19 protein-coding genes are annotated in these 21,622 nt (G+C 69.0%); 11 read left to right on the top strand and 8 right to left on the bottom strand.

Features of this window, described 5'->3' with window-relative positions; all coding sequences use genetic code 11:
* Positions 1-5 precede the first annotated feature (5 nt).
* Both ACGFH6_RS33620 and ACGFH6_RS33615 read left to right on the top strand, forming a co-directional pair.
* A complete protein-coding gene (locus ACGFH6_RS33620; RefSeq protein ID WP_393392040.1) occupies positions 6-965 on the top strand; it encodes a hypothetical protein in 960 nt (319 codons plus the stop codon).
* A 48-nt stretch (positions 966-1,013) separates the two neighbouring features.
* On the top strand, positions 1,014-1,631 hold the full coding sequence (locus ACGFH6_RS33615) for a hypothetical protein (protein WP_393392038.1): 618 nt from the start codon (positions 1,014-1,016) through the stop codon (positions 1,629-1,631).
* A 14-nt stretch (positions 1,632-1,645) separates the two neighbouring features.
* Here the strand turns inward: ACGFH6_RS33615 and ACGFH6_RS33610 are convergent, their stop codons facing one another.
* Positions 1,646-2,269: a flavin reductase family protein gene (locus ACGFH6_RS33610; RefSeq protein WP_393392036.1), complete on the bottom strand. Its 624-nt coding sequence runs from the start codon at positions 2,267-2,269 to the stop codon at positions 1,646-1,648.
* 21 nt (positions 2,270-2,290) lie between these two features.
* Here ACGFH6_RS33610 and ACGFH6_RS33605 point away from each other — a divergent pair, with 21 nt between their 5' ends.
* The 3 genes from ACGFH6_RS33605 to ACGFH6_RS33595 all read left to right on the top strand — a co-directional run bounded on the left by ACGFH6_RS33605 (position 2,291) and on the right by ACGFH6_RS33595 (position 5,113).
* A complete protein-coding gene (locus ACGFH6_RS33605; RefSeq protein ID WP_393392034.1) occupies positions 2,291-3,235 on the top strand; it encodes a phosphotransferase family protein in 945 nt (314 codons plus the stop codon).
* A gap of 93 nt (positions 3,236-3,328) precedes the next feature.
* The gene (gene mgrA, locus ACGFH6_RS33600; protein WP_393392031.1) at positions 3,329-4,363 is read left to right on the top strand and encodes an L-glyceraldehyde 3-phosphate reductase; all 1,035 of its coding nucleotides are present in this window, start codon (positions 3,329-3,331) and stop codon (positions 4,361-4,363) included.
* Between the two features lie 93 nt (positions 4,364-4,456).
* Positions 4,457-5,113: a hypothetical protein gene (locus ACGFH6_RS33595; protein ID WP_393392028.1), complete on the top strand. Its 657-nt coding sequence runs from the start codon at positions 4,457-4,459 to the stop codon at positions 5,111-5,113.
* A 181-nt stretch (positions 5,114-5,294) separates the two neighbouring features.
* Here the strand turns inward: ACGFH6_RS33595 and ACGFH6_RS33590 are convergent, their stop codons facing one another.
* Both ACGFH6_RS33590 and ACGFH6_RS33585 read right to left on the bottom strand, forming a co-directional pair.
* Entirely contained in the window at positions 5,295-6,272 is a 978-nt protein-coding gene (locus tag ACGFH6_RS33590) for a TAXI family TRAP transporter solute-binding subunit (protein ID WP_393392025.1), read from the bottom strand.
* Positions 6,269-8,299 (bottom strand): TRAP transporter permease, encoded by a 2,031-nt coding sequence (locus tag ACGFH6_RS33585; RefSeq protein ID WP_393392022.1) that lies wholly within the window; start codon positions 8,297-8,299, stop codon positions 6,269-6,271. The genes ACGFH6_RS33590 and ACGFH6_RS33585 overlap by 4 nt, the downstream gene beginning before the upstream one ends.
* Positions 8,300-8,417: 118 nt before the next feature.
* Here ACGFH6_RS33585 and ACGFH6_RS33580 point away from each other — a divergent pair, with 118 nt between their 5' ends.
* Together ACGFH6_RS33580 and ACGFH6_RS33575 are read left to right on the top strand one after the other, a co-directional pair.
* Positions 8,418-9,083 (top strand): response regulator transcription factor, encoded by a 666-nt coding sequence (locus ACGFH6_RS33580; protein ID WP_012918592.1) that lies wholly within the window; start codon positions 8,418-8,420, stop codon positions 9,081-9,083.
* A gap of 36 nt (positions 9,084-9,119) precedes the next feature.
* Positions 9,120-10,463, top strand: coding sequence for a sensor histidine kinase (locus ACGFH6_RS33575; protein WP_393392019.1), 1,344 nt, complete (start codon positions 9,120-9,122; stop codon positions 10,461-10,463).
* Between the two features lie 78 nt (positions 10,464-10,541).
* Here ACGFH6_RS33575 and ACGFH6_RS33570 read toward each other — a convergent pair whose 3' ends face one another.
* Positions 10,542-11,576 (bottom strand): TAXI family TRAP transporter solute-binding subunit, encoded by a 1,035-nt coding sequence (locus ACGFH6_RS33570; RefSeq protein WP_393392016.1) that lies wholly within the window; start codon positions 11,574-11,576, stop codon positions 10,542-10,544.
* A 188-nt stretch (positions 11,577-11,764) separates the two neighbouring features.
* On the opposite strand from ACGFH6_RS33570, the gene ACGFH6_RS33565 reads away from it, so the two are divergent.
* Complete coding sequence (locus ACGFH6_RS33565; protein ID WP_393392013.1) at positions 11,765-14,785, top strand: alpha-mannosidase; 3,021 nt, start codon at positions 11,765-11,767, stop codon at positions 14,783-14,785.
* Between the two features lie 49 nt (positions 14,786-14,834).
* Here ACGFH6_RS33565 and ACGFH6_RS33560 read toward each other — a convergent pair whose 3' ends face one another.
* From ACGFH6_RS33560 to ACGFH6_RS33550, 3 genes are read right to left on the bottom strand one after another with little or no spacing between them, the layout of a single operon-like run.
* Positions 14,835-15,686 carry an ABC transporter permease gene (locus tag ACGFH6_RS33560; protein WP_393392010.1) on the bottom strand — a complete coding sequence of 284 codons (852 nt, stop codon included), beginning with the start codon at positions 15,684-15,686 and terminating at the stop codon, positions 14,835-14,837.
* On the bottom strand, positions 15,683-16,495 hold the full coding sequence (locus ACGFH6_RS33555) for an ABC transporter permease (protein ID WP_393392008.1): 813 nt from the start codon (positions 16,493-16,495) through the stop codon (positions 15,683-15,685). The genes ACGFH6_RS33560 and ACGFH6_RS33555 overlap by 4 nt, the downstream gene beginning before the upstream one ends.
* Positions 16,492-17,526: an ATP-binding cassette domain-containing protein gene (locus ACGFH6_RS33550; protein WP_393392005.1), complete on the bottom strand. Its 1,035-nt coding sequence runs from the start codon at positions 17,524-17,526 to the stop codon at positions 16,492-16,494. Before ACGFH6_RS33550 ends, ACGFH6_RS33555 begins: the two co-directional genes overlap by 4 nt.
* A gap of 349 nt (positions 17,527-17,875) precedes the next feature.
* Here ACGFH6_RS33550 and ACGFH6_RS33545 point away from each other — a divergent pair, with 349 nt between their 5' ends.
* Complete coding sequence (locus ACGFH6_RS33545; RefSeq protein ID WP_393392003.1) at positions 17,876-19,201, top strand: cytochrome P450; 1,326 nt, start codon at positions 17,876-17,878, stop codon at positions 19,199-19,201.
* 461 nt (positions 19,202-19,662) lie between these two features.
* Here ACGFH6_RS33545 and ACGFH6_RS33540 read toward each other — a convergent pair whose 3' ends face one another.
* A complete protein-coding gene (locus tag ACGFH6_RS33540) occupies positions 19,663-20,166 on the bottom strand; it encodes a DUF5709 domain-containing protein (protein WP_393392000.1) in 504 nt (167 codons plus the stop codon).
* Between the two features lie 67 nt (positions 20,167-20,233).
* Between ACGFH6_RS33540 and ACGFH6_RS33535 the strand changes: the two genes are divergently transcribed.
* Both ACGFH6_RS33535 and ACGFH6_RS33530 read left to right on the top strand, forming a co-directional pair.
* A complete protein-coding gene (locus ACGFH6_RS33535) occupies positions 20,234-21,388 on the top strand; it encodes an aromatic acid exporter family protein (protein ID WP_393391997.1) in 1,155 nt (384 codons plus the stop codon).
* 62 nt (positions 21,389-21,450) lie between these two features.
* A complete protein-coding gene (locus tag ACGFH6_RS33530; RefSeq protein WP_272949120.1) occupies positions 21,451-21,573 on the top strand; it encodes a hypothetical protein in 123 nt (40 codons plus the stop codon).
* Positions 21,574-21,622: the final 49 nt, after the last annotated feature.

The raw sequence follows: 21,622 nt of genomic DNA, 5'->3' as shown, positions 1-21,622 counted from the left end.
TCCCGATGACCATCGACACCTGCACCGACCATGCCCAAGGCAACCACTCCGACCGGCCCGATCCGGTCCTGACTCCCCTGACCCGCGGCCAGGCCGCGCGGTTGATCAGCCTCGGCCTGTCCACCGCGGCCCGACTCGGTCTCGACGTCGCGTACGAGGGCGGCGCCGCCCTCGTCCCGGTCGAGCCGTCCGCAGCCGGCCCGGTCCTCGGCCTGAGCAACCTGGCCCGCGTCATCGCCCGGTACGACGAGGACCGCTGGCCGGCCCTGGTCGAGGAGCACTTCGTCCAACTCCGGGAACGGCTCCGCGAAGGCCCGCCAGAACCACCGACCGATCCCGAGCGGGACCTGATCCAGCGTCTCGTCCCCCGCGACGCACTGCCCACCGAATGGACCTCCGGGCGTCCCGACTTCCTTCCCGGGTTGCTGTCCGTTCCGTCGACCACGGAGGACGGTGTGGTCACCATGTACCTGGACCCCACCGACTTCGGTCTCACCTGGTCCGAGGCCGAACGACACGGCCTGATCAACTTGCGTCGGATCACCGATCACGTCGAATACCTGACCCAGGACGACCTCCGGATCGCCGCAGTCACCGGTTCCCCGTACGCCGCCTCTCGGGCCCTGGTCCTCGACACAGTGCTCCGGGAATCGCTCCACACCGAGACCCCTTCCTACGGCGTACTCGCGGCGGTTCCCTCTCGGGACCTCCTGCTGATCCATGTCATCGATGACCTCTCGGTCATCCCCGCCCTGGGCCTGATGCTGAACCTGAGCGCCCGCTCCCACAGCCACGACCCGGGTCCTCTGTCACCCGACGTCCACTTGGTCACCCGGACCACCGACACCCCGTGGACCTGGCATCCCGCCACCACTCCCTCCCCCGACCACACACCGCTACGGCTCTCCTCGCAGCTCCAGTCACTCACGCAGCAGCTGGCCGCTCGAGAATCTCCACCGACCTGAGTGCCACGCCGGGGGCCGCCCGGGCGTCCTCAGGGTGAGGTGAGGTGGATGCGCAGAGTTCGGCTGGGATCGGTCGCCGTGGTCGTTGCGGCTGTGGTTGGTGCCGGCGTCGTGGCCGGCTGCGGGGATGAGGCTGCAGGTGGCTTGCCTGCGATTCCGTATGCGTCGCCGGTGCCGTCCGGCAACGACCCTGCCGTGATGGCTGCCGCGGAGGTGCTGAATCCGTTGCTGCTCCAGGACTTCGCCGCTTCGTTCGCCGGCCTGGTGCTCGATCACGACAAGCGCGTCGTGATCGTGTACCGGAAACCTGATGCCGCTCTCGACGCTCGGGTGCGCGAGAAGGTGAAGGGCGTCACCGTGGAGCTACGCGATGCGCGGATGAGCCAGCGCGAGATGGCGGACCTGAGGGATCGGGTGATCGGTGACATCGGTTACTGGGGTGAGCGTGGTGTCGCGGTCAACGGTGCGGGGCCGAAACCGGACGGCTCCGGCGTCGAGGTGATGACGACGTCGGGCGACTCATCGGACCAAGAGAAGCTGAGAGCCCACTACCGAACCGATGCCATCCTCGTGACGCAGGGCCAGCCGGTCATTGCGGCCCCGATGACCGTCCCGGCCACGCCGCTCAAACGCCCCATCACCCCGATCACACCGCCACCCCGGTAGGACCTCCCCCGCTGTCAGGCAGTGGGGGGCTTGAAGTGGCCGGGCCAGTCGGAGTGGCGGATGCGGGTGATGGAGCGGACCTCGCCGAGGGTGGACCACTCGTCCTTGCCGAGGCGGGCCAACGGACGAAGGAGGTGGATGTCGGGGCGTTCGTCGACCATCACGGCCTCGTCGATGGCGAGGTGGCGGACCTGACCGATCACCACGGTGGAGTCACCCAGTTCGAGGGTGGTGTGCAGTGTGCACTCGATGGCGACCGGTGACTCCGCGACGCGGGGGACAGCGACTGTGCGGGCGGGTTCGGTGGTCAGACCAACGGCTTCGAACTCGTTGATCTCGGGCGGGAAGTTGGTGCCGGTGGCGTTGACCTGCTCGAACAAGGGCTCGGCGGCGAAGTTGACCACGAACTCGCGGGTCGCCTCGACGTTGTTCAGGCTGTCCTTGCGCCCGACCGAGGTGAACTGGACCATCGGCGGCTGCACACACGCCACGGTGAAGAACGAGTGCGGCGCCAGGTTGAGGACACCGTCGGCGGACCTGGTCGAGACCCAGGCGATCGGGCGCGGTACGACGATCGAGTTCAGCATCGCGTAGAACTCGCGCCGTCCGACGGTTTCCGGATCCAGGTCGACTCGCACGCTCGCAGTACATCAAATCCGGTGGACGCCGTGGCGCACCGGCTGAAGGATCGAGACGACGGACGCCGGACCACGACGGAGGTGCGTGTGGGAGATCACCACGATGAGCCGGGGATCGCCGAGATCGGGCGACGGCACGGGACTGCGCCGGAGCAGATCGTCGAGGTCGCGGGCGGGGTGGCCAACCGCGGCTTCGTGCTCGGCGAGGAGTTGTTCCTGCGGGTGTCGCGGCCGGGGTTCGAGGGCGATCTGCGCAAGGAGGCCGCGGTCGTGCCGGTCGCCCGGGCCGCGGGCGTCCTGACGCCGGCGATCGTCGAGTACGACGACAGTCGGGCGATCGTCGATGCGCCGTACGTCGTGATGCAGCGGGTGCACGGGGTCGAGCCGACCGATGGACCGCCGACGGGATTGGCGGAGCAGTTGGCCCGGCTGCACGAGCACGAGCAGACCGGGATCCCCGGGCTGCCTCGGGACGACCGGGACGATCCGTGGCAGACGGTCGACGGGCTGGCGGAGCGCGGGACCATCGACCTCGGGACGGCGAAGTGGCTGAGCGACTGGTTCACCCGGTTGTCCGGCCGGTTCGACCGGAACGAGACCAAGGTGCTGATCCACGGAGATGTTGCCTCGCACAACCTTCTGGCCGGTCCCGACGGTGAGCTGCGGGCGCTGATCGACTGGGGTGATGCCGCCCGGGCCCCGCGTGGCATGGACTTCGCCAAGCTGCCGCTCGAGCATGTCGCCGCGATCCTGCCGGAGTACGTCCACCACACCCAGTACGCGGTACGGGAGGAGGAGGTGGCTGCGGCCGCGCTGTGGTTTCACCTGGATTGGGGGCTGGGGAAGCTGACCGCCGACCCGTGGCCAGGGCAGCGGCACTGGACCGCGCCACCCGGCAGCCGGGTGCTCGGGCTGCTCAGGTTCTTCGCCGCCGGACCACCCGGGCCGTGGCGTGACCTGACCTGATCAAGAAGGCGGGGTTCTGGCTCTCAGTGCTGGGGTTTCTGCTGTAAAACAAGGGGTTTGCACTTGTCACGACATGCGGCAGACTGGGGTCTCGTGACTGACTACGTAGCCGCCCAGGACCGGTACGACGACCAGATGGCCTACCGCCGGACGGGACGCAGCGGCTTACAGCTGCCCGCGATCTCGCTGGGGCTGTGGCACAACTTCGGCGACGACAAGCCGTTCACCACCCAGCGCGACATCCTGCGCCGGGCGTTCGACCTCGGCGTGACGCACTTCGACCTGGCGAACAACTACGGCCCGCCGTACGGCTCGGCCGAGACGAACTTCGGTACGCACTTCGCCCGGGACTTCGCCAAGTACCGCGACGAGCTGATCCTGTCCACCAAGGCCGGTTACGACATGTGGCCGGGTCCTTACGGCCAGGGTGGCGGCTCGCGGAAGTACCTGCTCGCCTCGCTGGACCAGTCGCTGGCCCGGATGGGCGTGGACTACGTCGACATCTTCTACTCGCACCGGTTCGACCCGGACACCCCGCTCGAGGAGACGATGGGCGCGCTGGACGCCGCGGTGCGTTCGGGCAAGGCGCTGTACGCCGGCATCTCGTCGTACTCGGCGGACCGGACCCGGGAGGCGGCGCGGATCCTGCAGGAGCTGGGCACACCGCTGCTGATCCACCAGCCGTCGTACTCGATGCTGAACCGCTGGATCGAGGAGGACCTGCTCGACGCCGTCGGTGAGCTGGGCGTCGGCGTGATCGCGTTCTCGCCGCTGGCGCAGGGCGTGCTCACCGACCGCTATCTGAACGGCGTCCCGGCCGACTCCCGTGCCGCGCAGGGCAAGTCGCTGAACCCGGACTCGCTCACCGAGGACACCCTGAAGCACGTCCGCGCGCTGAACGAGATCGCCAAGGACCGCGGCCAGTCCGTCGCCCAACTGGCGCTGGCCTGGACGCTGCGCGACGACCGCGTCACCAGCGCGCTGATCGGCGCCTCCAGCGTCGCCCAGCTCGAGGACAATCTGGCGGCCGTCCGGAATCTGAAGTTCAGCCCGGAGGAGCTCGAGGCCATCGACGCCGACGCGGTCGAGGCCGGCATCAACCTGTGGAAGAAGAGCTCGGACAGCTAGAACCGGCCGGGAGGTTACGGTACGGGGTCGGGTGGTTGCGGTCACCCGGGGTTGGGCACAGGCTGGAGGAGAACCCTCCTGGAGGTGGTTGTCATGACCGCTTCGACGCTCGAACTGGCCTTGACCTACGAACATGCCCGGATCCGTGAGCTGGCTGCGCCGGCTCACCACCCGGGCGCCGCGCACCCCGAGCGCAGACATCAGACGGACTGGTTTTACGCCATCGCCGCGCAGCACCTGGCCGCCGCCGAAGACGTCCTCCTCCCACACGTACGCCGGCTCCCCGACGGCAGCAGCCTGGTCACCAGGTACGTCGGCAACGCGAAGGAGCTGGAGCGGTCACTGCGCTTCCTGAAAGGACGCCAGTACGGCGACAGCCGGGTGCAGAACCTGACCGACCTGGAGGTGTGGACGGCCGTCGACCGGCTGCTCGCCGAACACGAGCGGCTGGAGACGTCGTACACCCAGCAGATCTGCGAGCAGCTGGACGACTCGCACGTGAACACGCTGACCGAGGAGCTCCTGGAAGCCGAGGAGGTCGCGCCGACGCGGGCGCATCCGTACTCGCCGCACACCGGCATGGCGGGCCGCATGGTGCACCGCATGTGGCGAGTGGCCGACAACGCCTGGGACAGCGCCGAAGGGCGCGTCGTCCCGACCAAGTACCACGTGCATCCGAAACGCGATTCCGCCCTGTCCCACTACCTCTACGGCACCGCGATGCCGGAGGACCGGGAAGAGCAGCACTAGAAGCAAAGTGACCGGGCCCGGGTCCTCGGATGCCTCCGAGGGCCGGGCCCGGTCTGCCTGCTCTCACTGCGCCTGGTTGTGGGAGCCGGCGGGTCCCGCCTCCACTGCGCCTGGTGTGTGGAGGTGGGTCCCAACACCCTCCCCCGCTGCGCCTGGTGTGCGGGGGAGGGCGGTCAGGGGACTACTTCAGTCCGTCGATCGCCTTCTTCGCGCCGGGGTGCAGCGGCACCGGGTCGGTCTTCTCGGCGTTGTCGAGCGTGATGTCCTTGGCCGCCGCGTTCACCGCGACCAGGGCGTCCTTGTTGTCGTACAGCACCTTGGTCAGCTGCTCGGCCAACTCGTCCTTCATGTCCGTGCGGACCAGCAGCACGTTCGGCACGATGATCGTCGCCACGTCGGCCGGCTGCTTGTACGTCGCCGCCGGGATCGGGGCCTGACTGTAGACCGGACCGTACTTGTCCTGCATCTTCGGCAGCAGGTCGACGATCGGGATCAGCTTCACGCCCTTGCCCATGCTCGTGGTCAGGTCGGTGATGCCGCCGGTCGGCAGGCCACCGGACCAGACCAATGCGTCGATCGTGCCGGACTTCATCGCGTCCACCGACTCGGGCAGGCCGAGCCGCTGCGCGGTGACGTCCTTGGCCGGGTCCAGACCGGCGGCCTCGAGCAGCCGGCGGGCGATCACCTCGGTGCCGGAGTTCGGCGAACCGGTGGAGACCCGCTTGCCCTTCAGGTCCGCAATCGAGTTGATCCCGGCCGACGTACGGACCGCGACCTGCGTGTAGTTGTTGTAGAGCCGGGTCAGGGCGACCACGTCCTGCTTGGACTTGAAGCTGTTCTCGCCCTTCACCGCGTCGGCCGCGGTGTCGCCGAGCGAGAACGCGATGTCGTAGTTGCCGGCCACCAGGCCCTGCACGTTCTGCACCGAGGCGCCGGTCTCACTGGCGGTCGCCCGGTACCCGGACATCTTCTGCGAGATCACCGAGGCCAGCGCGCCGCCCAACTGGTAGTACACGCCGGTCGTGTTGCCGGTGGCGATCGTCAGCCGGCCGCCGGCCGCCGTACCGGAGCCGGTCGGTTCGCGCTGCCCGCCACAGGCAACCAGCGAGAAGACAGCAGCGAACGCCACCGCGGCGGTGGGCAGGCGACGGAGTCTCATGAGGGGACGGATCCTTCCTTCGGGGCGGCGGCGGCCTGGCGTTGCCGCCGGACCAGGTTGATGACGACGGCAACAAGTAGCAAACCGATTCCGGCCGTGATGGTTACGGGCGCGAGGTAAAGCAGCAGTACGGCCGCCGGGACACACAGCAAGCGCTCGGCCCAACTCGTGGCCACCACGATCCAGCCACCGGTCACCACCGCGAGAGCGGCGACGGCGAGCATCGACACGGCCAGCGTCCACAGCATGCCGACGAACGATCCCTGACCGAGCAGGTGTGCACCGTTGTCGGTCAGCACGAACGCGAACGGCACCAGGAAGGCCGGCAGCGTGTACTTCCACGCCTGCCACATCGTCGGGATCACCTTGCCGCCGGTGATGGCCGACGTCGCGACCGCGGCCAGTGCGGTCGGCGGCGACACCTCGGACAGTACGGCGTAGTAGAAGATGAACATGTACGCCTCGGGCTGCGTCACCCCGAGCTGCGTCAACGCCGGCGCGATGATCACCGCGGCGATGATGAACGACGCCGTCACCGGCACCGCCAGGCCCAGGATCAGGACGGCGATCGCCGACAGCAGCACGGTGAGGGACAGTACGACGGTGTGGTTCTCGGTCAGGCCGTGCGCAGCACTGACGATGATCTCGGCCAGGTTCAGCCCGAGTCCGGTCTGCGTGGTGACCGCGACGATGATGCCGGCGGTCGCACAGGTCGCCGCCACCGGCAGCACCGAACGGGTGCCCTGGGCAAGCGCTTTGAACAGCCGCGGGGCCGTCAGCCGGTGCTCGCGGTCCAGGAACGACAACCCGAACTGGATGATCACGGCGTAGACCACGGCCTTGAACGGCGGTACGTCGACCGCCATGAAGCCGATGATCACGAACAGCGAGAGGAAGTGGTACCCGAACCGCAGCAGCAGCCGCAGCGCCGACTGCTGCGAGATCTCGGCCGACGTGGTGCCGTGCCGGCGGGCGTCGATCTCGATCGCGAGCAGGATGCCCAGGTAGTACAGGATCGTGGGGATGACGGCGTACCCGAGCACGGTCAGGTAGGAGACCCGCAGGAACTCGGCGATGATGAACGCGGCCGCGCCCAGGGTCGGCGGCGACAGGATCGCGCCGATGCCGGCGGCGGCGAGCATTCCACCTGCCGGTTCGGGCGGGTATCCGGCCCGGCGCAGGATCGGCCACGACACCGTGCCGAGCGACACCGCCGTCGCCGTACCCGAGCCGGACACGCTGCCCAGCAGGAAGCCGGCCAAGGTGACCGTGCGGCCAGGCGCGGTCCGGCTGCGCTTGAAGGCGGCGAAGGACAGGTCGATGAAGAACTTGCCGGCACCGGAGTAGTCGAGCACCGCGCCGTAGATGGTGAACAGCACGATGTAGCTGGCCGCGACGCCCAACGGCGTGCCGTAGAACCCGGCCGTGCCCATCGTGAACTGCGCGATGATCGCGTCGAAGTTGAAGCCCTGGTGCGCCAGGGACCACGTGTAGGGCAGGTAGCCGCCGTAGTACGCGTACGCGATGAAGACCAGGCTGAAGACCGGCAGCACCCAGCCGGTGGTGCGACGGCAGGCCTCGAGCAACAGGATGAGCAGGACGGTGCCGGCCAGGATGTCGAGAGTCGTCGGAGCCTGACGCCGTTCCAGATAACCGTCGAAGTCGATCAGCGGGTAGACGCAGACCACCAGCGCGACCACGGCCAGGATCCAGTCGGTGATCCCGGGGTCGTCGGTGGCCCGGTTCTTGAACGGGTTGAGGAACGCCGGGACCTTCCAGCCCCGGTAGCAGAGCAGCGTGATCGGCAGAACGGCTGCGAGAAAGATCACCAGGTAAAACTGCGTTCCCTGTGGTAAGGGGAAGAACACCTGCCAGAGCACGCCGACGCTGACGATTGCGCACCAGACCGAAATCACCACGTCGAGGGCAGGCCTGAGCCGCCGAGCCGGGCGTTCCTGCTCGTACTCGGCCAGTTCTTCCTCGGAGGGCGCGGTCAAGCCGGCCCCCGTACCGATACCGACAGTCATCTACCGGTTCCCTCCTGTGTTCGGAAGGCTAATGTTGCCGAACACAGCACGCAGTCGCGTGATTACGTCTTTACCAAGATCTGACACACATGAGCGTCTCCTGGCCTACGATCACCGCATGAGTGGCGCGGTACGGATTCTGCTGGTCGAGGACGATCTCGATATCGCCAATGCCCTGATACCCGCGTTGCGGCGCTACGGCCTGATGGTGACGCACGTCCGGACGGCCGCGGACGCCCTCGCGGCGGACCCCGGCGACCTGGTCCTGCTGGACCTCGGGTTGCCCGACGGGGACGGCATCAACGTGTGCCGGCAGATCCGGACGGTGTCCGACGTACCGGTGATCGCGGTCACCGCGCGCGGTGAGGCGGCCGACCGTGTTCGCGGGTTGCGCAGCGGCGCGGACGACTATGTGGTCAAACCGTTCGCGATATCCGAGCTGCTGGCCCGCATCGATGCTGTACTTCGTCGTACCGGCCTTTTGCAGCCCCGCCCCCGGGTGACCGTCGGCGACCTGACCGTGGACATCGAGGCACGGACGGTGCAGGTCGCGGACAAGCCGATCAGCCTGACCCGCAAGGAGTTCGACGTGCTAGCTGTGCTGGCCGCCCACCACGGCCGGGTGGTGCCGCGCGAACAGGTCGCCCTGTACGCCTGGCAGTCCGTCTTCGAAGCCTCGTCGCGCACGATGGACGTGCACGTGGCGAGCCTGCGCGCCAAGCTCGGCCGGCCCGAGCTCGTGCAGACCATCCGCGGCGTCGGCTACCGCCTGGGTTCGGACTGACCGTTGCGCCGTCGACTGCTGCAGTCCCTTGTTCCGATGGTCGTCGCACTGGCCATCGTGGCCGTCGTACCGCTGGCCAACTACATCGCCACGAGTACGTCGCGCACCCTCTTCCTGTCCCGCAGCAACGACGCGGACTGGTTCGCCGCCATGGCCGAGGCGCCGCTGCAGTCCGGGGACATCGCCAACCTGCGCGAGATGGCGGTCCGCTATCAGGAGCTCTACAACACCCCGGTGTTCGTCGTCGACGTCGACTCACGCGTCGTGGCGACCTCGGTCTCCGGCGTCGACGTGGACGAGCCTGACCTCCAGGCCGCCCTGCACAGCACGCTGGCCGGCCGCCTGCCACCTGAGCCGCCGGCCCTGTGGCCGTGGCGGTCCGGCGAGATGGTGGTGGCCCGTCCGGTCGTCAACAACGGCAGCGTGCTCGGCGCGGCGGTCCTGCGGGTCCCGACCGAGGAAGCCCGCGACCAGGTGCAGCGGGGTCTGCTGCTGCTCCTCGGCGGACTGCTGATCAGCATCGGCGCGATCATCATCGGCATCGTCCGGCCGATCACCCGCTGGGTGCTGCGGCCGCTCGGCGACCTGGACAATGCCACTCACCAGATCACCCGAGGCGCACTGGACACCCGGGTGTCCACCGACGGACGCGCACCGGAGCTGCGCCGCCTCGGCGACAGCTTCAACTCGATGGCGCTCAGCCTGCACCAGGCCCGTCAGCGTGAGCGGGAGTTCGTCGCCGACGCCTCGCACCAGCTCCGGACGCCGCTGACCTCGGCGCGGATCCACATCGAGGGCCTGTCCCGGCTGTCGCCGACCGCGCGGTTCGCGCTCAGCGACATCGACCGGCTCGGCCGGATCGTCCAGCGGCTGTCCCGGCTGGCCGGCTCGGACCGCCCCGGAGCCGATGCCGAGGGCAACAACGAAGAGCCGCTGGACCTGGCCCAGGCGGTGAAGGAGCGGCTGGTCGGCTGGAAGGCCGTGTACGCCGCCGACGACATGGAACTGATCATCGGCGAGATGGTGCCGGGCGGTGTGGGCCCGGAGCTCGAGGTGGACGACATCCTCGACGTACTGCTCGACAACGCCTCCAAGTACGGTGCTCCGCCGGTCGAGGTGTCGGTGACGCGGGACGGCACCGAAGTGGTGCTGTCGGTCCGCGACCACGGGCTCGGCCTCGGCTCGCGGGACCTGAAGAAGGTCGGCGAGCGGTTCTGGCGCAGTGCGCACCACCGGGAGATGCCGGGCACCGGCCTGGGGCTGGCGATCGTCCGCTCCGAGGCGGCCCGGGTCGGCGGCCGCGTGGTCGCCCGTCCGCCGATCGGCGGCGGCCTGGTGATCGAGGTTCGCGTCCCGCTGATCGACGACTACGACGCCTAGGTCGTGTCTGGTAATCCCGCGCATTAGGCGGGGGAGTACCAGACACGGCCTGAGCCGGACGTACGGCGTACGCCCTGCTCAGATGTGGTTCTCGCGGTACCAGCGCTCGGCGGCCGGGTGCAGCGGGATCGGCATCGTCGCGATCGCCGAGCGCGGGTCGAGTGCGCCGGCCTCCGGGTGTGCCGCGATCAGATCGTTCTGGCGGCGGAACAAGGTGTTGACCGTCCACCAGGCCCACGAGTCCGACAGGTTCGGCTTGGCCACGATGTAGTTCGGGATCGCCAGCGTCGGCACCGAGCTGGCCAGCTTGTACGCCGAGGGCGGGATCGCGGACACCACGTAGCCGCCGAACTCCTTGAGGGCGATCGTCTGGGCGACGTTGCCGATGTCGAGCAGGCGGAAGCCGATCGAGTCCTGCAGCTTGCCGATCGGCTCGGTCGGCACGCCGCCGCTCCAGATCAGCGCGTCGATGCCGCCCCTCGCCTTGGGGTCTTCGGCCTTGGCCTCCAGCGCCTTGACCGAGTCCTCCAGGCTGAGGAACCGCTTCGTCACCTTCACGCCGGCGGTGTCGAGGATCAGGTCGGCGACGATCCTGGTGCCGGACGTCTGCTGGCCGACACTGACCACCTTGCCCTCGAGGGCCGTCAACTCCTGGCCCTTGAAGGCCATCGGCACGACCACGTGCACGTAGTTGTCGTACGCCCGGGCCAGCGCGCTGAACTTCAGCTTCCCGGAGGCGAACACCCCGGTGGCCTCGTACGCCGCCAGCGCGGTGTCCGACGTACAGAAGCCGATGTCGGCCTTCTGGCTGGACACCTTGATCAGGTTGTCGACCGAACCGCCGGTGACCAGTGGCTGCAGCGTGACGCCGGTGACCTCGCTGATCAGCTTGGACAGGTCGATGCCGAACTGGTTGTAGACGCCGCCCTTGTTACCGGTCGCGAAGATGCCCGGCCCGTCCGGTGCCGGCTCGTCGGAACGGCCGCGGGAACATCCGGGGACTGCCATCGCGGCGACCGCCGCGGCCCCCAGACCGAGCAGGCTGCGCCGGGTCATTCCGTCGGGTCTGAGGAGGCTGTTCCTGTCGGGGGTGAACAGGCGGGGGCGATCCATGCAGGACAACCTAGACAACATCCGGCTCTCCGGGTAGTTACGTACCCTGCCCGCAACCGAACCGCTACCCGCAGGTACTGCGGTGAACTGCGTCTGGACGCGTACGGGGTGGGTGTGACAGCGTTGTCATGCAGCGGTCGCGCGGATCGCGTGAGCAGCCCATTCAGACCTGGCCGGAGGATGATTTCGTGCACGACGACCGTCAACTCATCGAGGAGCGGCTCCAGCGCGCCCTGCGGGAGCGGATCCGCCCCGCGATCTACGGCGCCTCCGTCCCGCTGGACATCGAGGTGTGGCACGCCCCCGGTGAGCCCGTGTCCCCCGCCGAGGCACTCGCCCAGACCTACGAGCCGGCCGCGATCGGTCTGCCGTGGGGTGCGGCCTGGGGCACCGCGTGGTTCAAGTTCAGCGGCCAGGTCCCGGCCGAGTGGGCCGGCAGCGAGATCGAGGCCGTCATCGACCTCGGCTTCAGCGGCGGCCCCGGGTTCTCCGCGGAGGGCCTCGTCCACACCACGTCCGGCAAACCGCTGAAGGGCCTGCACCCGCGGCAGACCTACGCCCCGCTGTCGATCCTCGGCCCCGACGGTACGCCGGCGCACGCGGGCGACCGGATCGAGTTCTACGTCGAGGCGGCCGCGAACCCCGAGGTCCTCGGGTCGAACGCGTTCGCACCGACCGACGTCGGCGGCAAGCCCGAGCCGGGCGGTACGCCGATCTACCGGCTGGCCCGTGCCGACGTCGCCGTCTTCAACGCCGAGGTCTGGGACCTGATCCTCGACCTGGAGGCGCTGGACGGCCTGCAGCAGCAGTTGTCCGTGCAGGAGCCGCGCCGCCGGGAGATCCTACGGGCGCTGAGCCGCGCGATGGACGCCCTGGACTACGAGAACGTCGCCGCCACCGCCGCGGACGCCCGCGCACAGCTGACCGACGTACTGAGCCGGCCGGCCCACGCGAGCGCGCACCAGCTGTCCGCGGTCGGGCATGCGCACATCGACTCCGCCTGGCTCTGGCCGCTGCGTGAGACCCGCCGCAAGGTGGCCCGGACGGTGTCCAACGTCGCCACGCTGGCGCAGGAGTATCCGGAGCTCGTCTTCGCGTTCTCGCAGGCCCAGCAGCACGCGTGGGTGAAGGAGAACTACCCGGAGGTGTGGGAGCGGCTGAAGAAGGCCGTTGCCGACGGCACCATCGTTCCGGTCGGCGGCATGTGGGTCGAGTCCGACACCAACCTGCCCGGCAGCGAGGCGCTGGCCCGGCAGTTCGTGCACGGCAAGAAGTTCTTCCTGGACGAGTACGGGATCGACACCCAGGAGGTCTGGCTGCCGGACTCGTTCGGCTACACCGCGGCGCTGCCGCAGCTGGTGAAGCTGTCCGGGTCGAAGTGGTTCCTGACCCAGAAGATCTCCTGGAACAAGGAGAACCGGTTCCCGCACCACACCTTCTGGTGGGAGGGCCTGGACGGGACCCGGGTGTTCACCCACTTCTCGCCGATCGACACCTACAACTCCGACCTGTCCGGCCGGGAGCTCGCGCACGCCCAGCGCAACTTCGCCGAGAACGGCGCGGCGACCCGTTCGCTGGTCCCGTTCGGGTACGGCGACGGCGGTGGCGGCCCAACCCGCGAGTTCGTCGCGACCGCGCGCCGGGTGGCGAACCTGGAGTCCTCGCCGCGGGTGACGATCGAGTCCCCGACCGAGTTCTTCACCGCCGCCGAGGAGGAGTACCACGGCCACGCGCCGGTCTGGTCCGGTGAGCTCTACCTGGAGATCCACCGGGCGACGTACACCTCGCAGGCCAAGACCAAGCAGGGCAACCGGCGCAGCGAGCACCTGCTCCGCGAGGCCGAGCTGTGGTCCGCGGCAGCGGTCGTTGCGGGCAAGCTGGACGCGTATCCGTACGAGGACCTGGACCGGATCTGGAAGGCCGTGCTGCTGAACCAGTTCCACGACATCCTGCCGGGCTCGTCGATCTCCTGGGTGCACCGCGAGGCCGAGGAGACCTACGCTCGGTTGGCCTGGGAGCTCGAGGCGATCATCGCGAAGGCCCAGCAGGCGCTGGCCGGTTCCGGCGACGCCCAGATCGTCTTCAACGCCGCGCCACACGGGCGCAACGGCATCGCCGGGCTCGGCGCTGGTGTCGCAGTCGGCGAAGGCCAGGCCGTGTCGGTGCAGGACGGCGTACTGGACAACGGGCTGATCCGGGTCACGATCGACGACCGCGGCCTGATCACCTCGCTGTACGACGTCGAGGCCGGCCGCGAGGTGATCGCGCCGGGTGCCGTGGGCAACCTTCTGCAACTGCACGTGGACACCCCGAACAACTGGGACGCCTGGGACGTGGACTCGTTCTACAAGAACAACGTCCGCGACGTGACCGAGGTCGACAGCGTCGACTTCAGCACCGACTCCGGCGTCGCGACGGTCATCGTGAAGCGCTCGTTCGGCCGGTCGTCGGTCACCCAGACGCTGCGGCTGCGGCCTGGCACGAAGCGGGTCGACATCGAGACCACGATGGACTGGCACGAGGCGGAGAAGTTCCTCAAGGCGGCGTACCCGGTCGACGTGCACGCCGACCGGTCCGCGTCCGAGACGCAGTTCGGGCACATCTTCCGGCCGACCCACCAGAACACCTCGTGGGACGCGGCGAAGTTCGAGATCGCGGCGCACCGCTGGGTGCACGTCGGCGAGCCGGGGTACGGCGTTGCCGTCGTCAACGACTCGACGTACGGCCACGACATCAACCGGACCGCCCGCGAGGACGGTGGCACGACCACCACGATCCGGACGTCGCTGATCCGCGCACCGCGGTTCCCCGACCCGCAGACCGACCAGGGCGTGCACACCGTCAACCACGCACTGGTGGTCGGTGCCGGGATCCCGGAGGCGATCGAGGAGGGCTACCGGATCAACCTGCCCGAGCGGGTCGTCACCGGTGCCGACGGCACCGAGCCGATCGTTGCCGTCGACAACGGCAACGTGATCGTCGAGTCGCTCAAGCTGGCCGACGACCGCTCCGGCGACGTCGTCGTCCGCCTCTACGAGTCCTCCGGCGGCCGCTCCCGCGCCACCGTCACGCCGTCGTTCGGCGCGGCGTCGGTGACCGAGGTCGACCTGCTCGAGCGTCACCTGGCGGACCGGGACCTGCAGGACAACGGAGTCTCCTTCGAGCTCCGCCCCTTCCAGATCCTGACCCTTCGCTTCAAGCGTTCCTGACCCCCCACCCCGCGCCCGGCGCCGCGACAGCGGCGCCGGGCGCTTGTGGTCAGGAGCTGGCGCTGGCGTACGACCGCAGACCGCGCCGCCACAGCAGCCGAACGAGCGTCAACGCCACCACGGCGAGCCCGGCACCACCGCCGACCGGCCACCACCCGAGGTCCCCACCGAGCGCCTGGACCGGGAAGGTCGAGGCGAACGCGACCGGGAACACGAAGGTCAGGAATCCACGCACCGGCACCGGGAAGAACACCAGCGGATACCGCCCGGCCTCGACCAGGTTGAGGTAGATGCTCCCGATCGGCCCCACCGACTGCAGCCAGAAGGCCAGGAACGACATCGCCGACCAGACCGCCGTGAGCAGCACCAGGCCGCACGCAGCCAGCGCCAGAGCCTGAACGACCTCCAGCGGGTCGGGGGTCGCCCCCGACTGCACCAGGCCGATCACCACCACCGCGAGCCCACTGACGACGTTGCTCAGCTCGGCCACGTTGATCCACCGCAGTGTCAGGTAGAACTGGCTCGACACCGGCCGCAGCAGCACCACGTCGAGTTCACCCTCGGTCAGGTACGACGTCATCCGGTTCAGGTTCGGCGCGATGAACGCAGCCATCAGCCCGGTGACGATCTGGTACATCCCGGCCAGCGTGATCACCTCGGCCCGCGACCAGCCGTGCAGCTGACCGGTGAATCCGAACAGCAGCAGGACCGGCACGATCCCGAGCCCGAACTGGACCAGCCCGACCAGCAGGGTGGTGACGAAATGCGCCCGGTAGTGCGTCTCCCGAACTACCGCCTGCGCGAGGAACCGACGCCACAGTCGCAGGTGGCGCCACTGCTTGTGCAGCCGATTGCGATCCAGCGGCGCCCGGTCGCCGGCGTACGTCCGCAGCTCGCTCATGCGCCCACCGCCGAGTACGCCCGGATTCCGGCCGACCACACCAGCCGCGCGAGCACGCCGAAGCCCACGACATAGGCCAGCTGCATCCCCAGGCCGGCCAGCAGGTCCGGTCGGCTCAGACCACCCGCGACGATCTCGACCGGGAACGACACCGTGTACCGGAACGGCTGATAGTCGACGAACGTCCGGGACCAGTCCGGCATCAGCGCCAGCGGTACGACGGAGCCCGACAACACACTCGCGATGATCAACCGGGCCTGCGCCAGCGCCGCGACATCGTCCATCCAGAACGCCAGTGACGCGATCAGGATGTCGATGGTGAACACCAGAACCGCCGCCAGTACGAGGCTGACCGCGAACACCACCCAGCGACCAGGTCCGGCCGGGATCTTCATCGAGTCGCGGAAGATCCACCACAACCCACCGATCATCGGCACCAGCGCGAACGCCTTCAGGAACTTCTCCGACAGGTTGTTGCTCACGAAGCCCAGCAGCAGCGACGCCGGACGCACCATCCAGCGGGACAGTTTCCCGAGCCGGATGTCGTCCGCGAGGAACCCGGTCATCCACGACGAGGTCGCCATCGTGACGAAGCTGAGCAGCACGAAGTACGTCGTGATGTACTGCTCGTCGATCGGGAGCCCGGCCCCGTTAGCGATCGCTGTCCGCCAGATCAGCAGCGAGATGACCGGAACGCAGATGTTGGCCGCCATGAAGATGACCCAGGCGCCGCGGTAGACGGACTGCTGGACGATCTCGGCCACGGTCATCCGGCGCAGCACCCGGGCGTTGCGGACGAAGGTGTTCATGACGCGTCCCCCGACGTACTGCGGCGGACGAAGAGGTCGCGCATGATGTCCTCGACATCGGCGTCCGCGACGTCGAGGTCGACCAGCGGGCCGAGGCGGGTCAGCTGCTCGAGGACATCCCCGGTTCGCTCGCGATCGACCTCGAGCCTCACCAGTTGCCCGGAGCTCTCGACCGCGCCGACCCCGTCGAGCGAGGTCAGGCGGTGGCCGTCGACGGTGGTCGCGTACGTCGCCTGGACGAGTTTGCGTGGCCGCGTGGTCCGGACGAGTTCGTCCAGGCCGCCGTCGTACTGCAGGCGGCCGTGGTCGATGATCATTACCCGCGAACACAGCGCCTCGATGTCGTCCATGTCGTGACTGGTGACGAGGATCGTCGTACCGCGCAGCTTGTTGACCTCGGCAAGGAAGGACCGGACCCGCGCCTTCGCGACGACGTCGAGGCCGATGGTCGGCTCGTCGAGGAACAGGATCTCCGGGCCGTGCACCAGCGCCGCCATCAGCTCGAGCTTCATCCGCTCGCCGAGGGAGACCTTGCGGACCTGGATGTTCAGCAGGTCCCGCACGTCCAGGAGCTCCGCGAGTTCGGTCACGTTGTGCTCGAACTCGTCCTGGTCCAGCCCGTACATGTCCTTGTGCAGCAGGAGACTTTCCATCGCCGGGATGTCCCACCACAGCATGGACTTCTGGCCCATCACCAGCGCGATCCGGCGCAGGTAGTCGTGCTTGCGGTCCGACGGGGTGGAGCCGAGCACCTCGAGATCGCCGGAGGTCGTGTAGAGCAGGCCGGACAGCATCTTCAGCGTGGTGGTCTTGCCGGCGCCGTTCGGGCCGAGCAGCCCGACCACCTCGCCGCGGTGGATGCCGAAGCTGATCCGGTCGACCGCGAGCCGGGTCTCGTACTTGCGCCGGACCAGGCTGGTCAGTGCGCCGCCGAGCCCGGCGCGCTGCTGATGGAACGTATAGGTCTTGGTGAGATCCCGCGCCGCGATCACCCGCGGCTGCATCGACGGGACGTCAGAAGAAGAATTCATGAAGGGAGCACCGCTTCCAGAGTCGACTGAACACAGGACCGGGCAGCGTCACTGCGCTGAGCGCGGGAGCTGCCGTGACACCGTCGAACTGGATCGACCGGGGGGCCTCTCGGCTCCTCCCGAGTGCGCGATTCCCCAAGGCCGCGGCCCTGGTGGCTCCGACGGACGCTAAGTCAACTGACGTCCGTTATCTCGACGAGGTGCGGGCATCTCCGCTCAGGTCCTTCCGACGTGCGGCTACCGGAAGTCACGGTAGACACCCGGGAAAGCGGTGTCTACCGGTTTGCCGCGGCTCACGGCTTGGTTCGTACGACGCCCGTCGTTCACCCGGCTGACGTAGCGTGAAGGTATGGCTTCGACACCCTTGCTCGGTGGCCGGACGCTCGACCGGCAGACGGCGCGCACCCTCCCGCCGGGTCCACGGTTGCCGACGTTGGCGCAGACCGTGTTGTTCGCCAGTCATCGCCGGACGTTCTTCCCCCGGATGCGGGCGAAGTACGGCGACGTGTTCACGATCCGGCTGGTCCCGTCCAGCCGGGTGTGCGTCGTCCTGAGCCGGCCCGACCACATTCGCGAGGTGTTCGGCAGTCCGCCGTCGGTGATGCACGCGGGCGAGGGCAACACAGTGCTCAAGCCGATCATGGGCGCGCACTCGCTGCTCCTGCTGGACGACGAGGACCACGTGCGGATGCGGCGGCAGTTGATGCCGGCGTTCTCCGGTCAGGCCTTGCGTGGGTACGCCGGCATGGTGCACGAACTGGCCCGCGCCGACGTCGAGACCTGGCCGATCGGCAAGCCGTTCAAGGTGCATCAGCGGATGCGGAACCTGACGCTGGAGATCATCCTCCAGGTCATCTTCGGCGTGACGGACCGCGACCGGCTGAACCAGCTCCGGCCGCTGCTGGACAAGATCGTCTCGGTCTCGCCGGTGATCATGCTGGGTGGGTTCTACCCGGCCCTGCTCCGGGTGCGGCCGTGGCGGACCTACCTGACCGTGCAGCAGCAGGTGGACGAGATCCTGTACGACGAGATCGCCAAGCGCCGCGGGAACCTTGCCGGACGCAACGACGTACTGTCCCGGTTGCTTGCCGCCGGCACCTGGTCGGACGTGGAGCTGCGGGACCAGTTGGTCACGTTGCTGCTGGCCGGGCACGAGACGACCGCGACGGCGCTGGCGTGGACGTTCCACGAGCTGGCCCGGAGCCGCGAGGACCTGGAGTTCGGTCAGCGGGCGGCGGACGCGGGCGCGGACGACGAGCTGGAGGCGATTCTCAAGGAGGCCATGCGGCTGCATCCGGTCGTGTACCAGGTCGGCCGGCGGCTGACCGAGACCGCGGACATCGCCGGCTACCGGCTGCCCCGGGGTACGACGATCATGGCCGCGGTCGGGCTGGTGCACCGCGACGGCGATCATTTCCCGATGCCGCAGGAGTTCCGGCCGCAGCGGTTCCTGGACGACGACCCGCCGGCGCCGGGGACCTGGATGCCGTTCGGCGGCGGGGCGCGGCGGTGCATCGGAGCCGGCTTCTCCCTGATGGAAGGCACCGAAATCCTCCGCGCCGCCCTCGCCACCTACAACGTCACCGCCCCCCACCCCAAACCAGAACCAGCCCAACCCAAAAACGTAACCCTCGTCCCCAGCCGAGGCGCCGAAATCCAGGTCACGCCTCGCTAACCCCGCCACTGCATGATCTGTGCGGCTAGCCGCCATTCGGCGGTCACCTGACGCCGCGCGGCGACCGCTGCCCCCCAACCGCGCGCACCGCGCGCTTCTCCTCCAACCCACGGGTCGTAGGCGGGGCTCGTCAGTCCTCGGCGTACTCCCCCAACCAGCCCACCGACAGGCAGCCCCTCCCGCCGGCTACTGCCAGCCGGGGACGCTGTCCGCATCCCGCCTCACCAACCCGCCACGAGGCGGGCAGTTGACGCCGTGCGGCGGTCGCTTCACCCCAACCTCGCCCACCGCGCGCTTCTCCCCCGCCCCGCCCGCCGGAGGCGGGCTGTCAGTCCTCGGCGTGCTCCCCAACCTGCCTGCCGGAGGCGGGCTGGTCAGTCCTAGGGTGCTCCCGCAACCTGCTCGCCGTAGGCGGGTTGTCAGTGCTCGGGGTGCTCCCGACCTGCCCGCCGGAGGCGGGGTCAGTCTTCGGGGTCGGTTACGTCGCCTAGGTCTACGTTTTCGTAGGAGGGGAGGTCTTCCTCGTCTTCGTCGTCCAGTTCGAAGTTGTCCTCGTCGTCGACTACGTGGACGGCGGCTTCCTCGGCGGAGGCGGCGGCGCCGTCGAAGCCGACGTCCTCGGCGACCAGTTCATCGTCGTCGTCACTGTGCGCGCCCTCGTCCGGCGCGACCAGGCGGCCGGACCGGACCACGCCGACCTCGGGTCCGCCGACGTCCTCGCCGTCCTCGGCGTACGGGTCGGCGTCCGGCTCCTCCTGGGCGATCCGCTGGTCCAGCGACTCCCCCTGCAGCGCCTCGTCGGGCGTCGTACCGAATCCTTCACCGGCGGACCACTTCTCCGGCGGCGAGTAGCCCTCGTCGAGCAGGTCGTCCACGCCACGGTCGTTCAGGGTGTCCGTGGGCTGCAGCTGGTCCTCGTCGTCGACGCTGTAGCTGCCGTAGTCCTCACGGTTGTTCTCGGTCATGACCCAACCCTGACCTCCTGCGGGCGGTGAAGCAAGCTGGCGGGCGGTTGCCTGGACAATGGGGTCCGTGGATCCGGTCAGGCTGACGTTGGACCAGTTGCGGGAGCTGCGCGACGACATCGCGCCGCAGGCCGTCCTCCGCTCGCGCGCGTCGGTCCGGACCCGGGTGGACCGGTGGCGCAGCCGCGTCTTCTTCATCTCACAGTGCGCGATCGCCGCCGGCGTCGCCTGGGCCCTCGCCCGGTACGTCCTTGGTCACAGACAACCGTTCTTCGCGCCCGTCGCGGCGATGGTCTGCCTCGGGTTCAGCTTCGGTCAGCGGCTGCGCCGGGTCGCCGAGGTGATGGTCGGCGTGGCCGTCGGGGTCGGGGTCGGCGACCTGTTCGTCCGCGTCTTCGGCACCGGGATCCCGCAGATCGTGTTCGTGATCGCGCTGGCGATGAGTGTCGCGGTCCTGCTCGGCGCGGGGACCCTGATGACCACGCAGGCCGGGGTCCAGGCCGCGATCGTCACCACCCTCCTGCCGAACCCGGGTGCCGGCTTCAGCCGCTGGCTCGACGCGGCCCTCGGCGGCCTGGTCGCGGTGGCCGCCGCCACCATCGCGCCGGCCACCGCGATCAGGCGCCCGCGGCAACAAGCCTCCGGGGTGCTGAACGAGTTGGCCGAGATCCTGATCGAGACCGCCGACGGCCTCCGCGCCCGGGACGAGGAGGCTGTCACCGACGCGCTCCGCCGGGCCCGCGCCAGCGAGTCCCAACTGGACGACCTGCGCAGCGCGGCCGACGAGGGCGTCGCCGTGGTCAGGCTGTCGCCGTTCGTCCGCCGGCACCGCGGCCGCGTCCAGGAGGTCGCCGACCTCGTCGTACCGCTGGACCGGGCGATCCGGAACATCCGCGTCCTGGTCCGTCGCTGCGCCGTCTCGGTCTGGCGTGACGAGGCGATGCCGGCCGAGTACCCGATGCTGCTCGAACGCCTCGCCGACGGCACCCGGCTGATCGCCGAGTCGCTGTTCGAGCCCGCCGCCGACGTCGCCGCACATCGCGTGCTGGGCGAGCTCGGCCGCCGTACGGCGGAGATGCCACTGCCCACCGGTCTGTCGGCCGTCGTGGTGCTCGGGCAGATCCGATCGACCGTCGTCGACCTGCTCGAGCTGACCGGTACGTCGTACGACGAGGCCCGGCGACTGATCCCGCTCCGCCTCGACGGGCTGGATGAGAAGTAGGTCACACGAAGAAATCCGGCCGGATCGCCGTCATACCCCGGGGCCGGGTGCGTCTCACTGGCATGACGATCCACCGACTGATGACCTCGATGGCCAACGAGCAGGTCCGCCGGCTCGAGGACCTGCTGGCCGTCGACACGACCCAGACCACCGACGACCGGAGCGACGCCGCCGCCGAGCAGTAACTGGCGCGAACCGGACGAACGGATCCAGGCGGCGCCGCCCGCACGGTCT

It is taken from the genome of Kribbella sp. NPDC049227 (genome assembly GCF_043197265.1).
Classification (GTDB): Bacteria; Actinomycetota; Actinomycetes; order Propionibacteriales; family Kribbellaceae; genus Kribbella.
Note: the sequence above shows the minus strand (reverse complement) of the source record. Positions and strands in the feature narration are given on the sequence as shown.